A 1,307-nucleotide genomic window follows, 5' to 3' on the forward strand; every position below is an offset into this window, starting at 1 on the left:
ATTATGAGTTAGCTCTAGGGGGATTAAATTGAAAACCTTCTATTATAGCATAGATTTTTTTTGCAAGAGGTCTATTAAATAAGTGACAAACTTTTTTAACTCCTTCTGCGGATACGTATTATTTAGATTCACAATGTCCAGTCTTCCTGCCTGTAAATCGTAGGTAGGCATGACTACCGGATTCCTCGCCGGATAATATTTGTGTTCACCAAAATCGAGTTCCTCAGCAGTAAAGTTAATCCCCAACTGCCCGATAATTGCCCCTGTATCATCGCGTGTTTCAACAATTCCTCCCCAAAGTTTTTTGGTTAACAGTTGTGCTGTATTGGCATCCGTGACCCCTGCCAACAACCGCAAAGTATGACCCCGCAGCGCCGCTTTAAACATATTGGGTCGAAATTCTGGGGTTCTATTCAGTAGTTGCGACGTTAATCCGCAGCCGCTCAAATTGACAGAAAGTAAGATGCGATCGGCGCTTTCTACCTCTGCCATGCGACCATAACCTGCACTTACCCTAGAACCAATTCCGTGCCCTAAAGCTTTTTCCCAAATTTGCCAAATTTCCTCCCATTCTTGTTTTCCAAGCTGCTTGTTGCTGGAAATGCCAAATTGTAATTTACACTGATAAAGCGAGATTTGCACGTTAGCACTGGTGACGGCATTTTCCATCACTTGGCGCTTTTGCTGAGAGTGAACGACATCGACTAAACGCTCTTTTTCTCCCCAAGACATATCAGCGGGGAAGCCGCCGTGAAAGCGCAAAATTCCTGGTTTTGCACTACGCTGTCCGTCCTCTACAACCTCTCCCCCGCAGTATCCTTCTCGTTTTTCAGGAGGACACGATCGCCAGAAAGCCCCTTTCATGCTAGAACCAGGATAAAATGGCAAACCTTTCGCGCCAATTATGGGTCGAATGACGCCTTCATCTTGTCCACTGTTTGTAACTAAACGCCAGCTAATGGTGTATTGTTTTGTTTCCACTCCTTGCCCAAATTCAGGCATTTTTATGGGTGATTTAGTTCGACCTCGTTTGTAGAGGGGAACGCTTTCATCGGCGCTTTCGGGGACGGGAGGACAGCATTCTAACCATTGTTCCACCCACTCAGAAGCGGGACCAGCATCGCCGGCGTACTGAATTTTGCCCCTTCCTTCCAATTGAGAGCGAAACATCAAAGGAACGCGATCGCTATCACTCATCTTCTTCACCTCCATTATTGCCATTATTCTTAGTACAATACTCCGGACAGTTTTTAAGCAGCCAAAGTACCATAAGACAAGACTGAAGAAAGATTAGGATGGTTTAAAAT

1 protein-coding gene is annotated in these 1,307 nt (G+C 45.1%); it reads right to left on the reverse strand.

The window, feature by feature from the left end:
* Nucleotides 1-42: 42 nt before the first annotated feature.
* Nucleotides 43-1,197 carry a hypothetical protein gene (locus QUA70_RS28450; RefSeq protein WP_333351116.1) on the reverse strand — a complete coding sequence of 385 codons (1,155 nt, stop codon included), beginning with the start codon at nucleotides 1,195-1,197 and terminating at the stop codon, nucleotides 43-45.
* Between the last annotated feature and the right edge of the window lie 110 nt (nucleotides 1,198-1,307).

This window comes from Microcoleus sp. LAD1_D5 (assembly GCF_036702115.1).
GTDB lineage: Bacteria > Cyanobacteriota > Cyanobacteriia > Cyanobacteriales > Microcoleaceae > Microcoleus.

Bases quoted from the DNA above. Each gene is read 5' to 3' on its own strand.
- QUA70_RS28450 (WP_333351116.1), bottom strand. From the start codon at position 1,197: ATGAGTGATAGCGATCGCGTTCCTTTGATGTTTCGCTCTCAATTGGAA.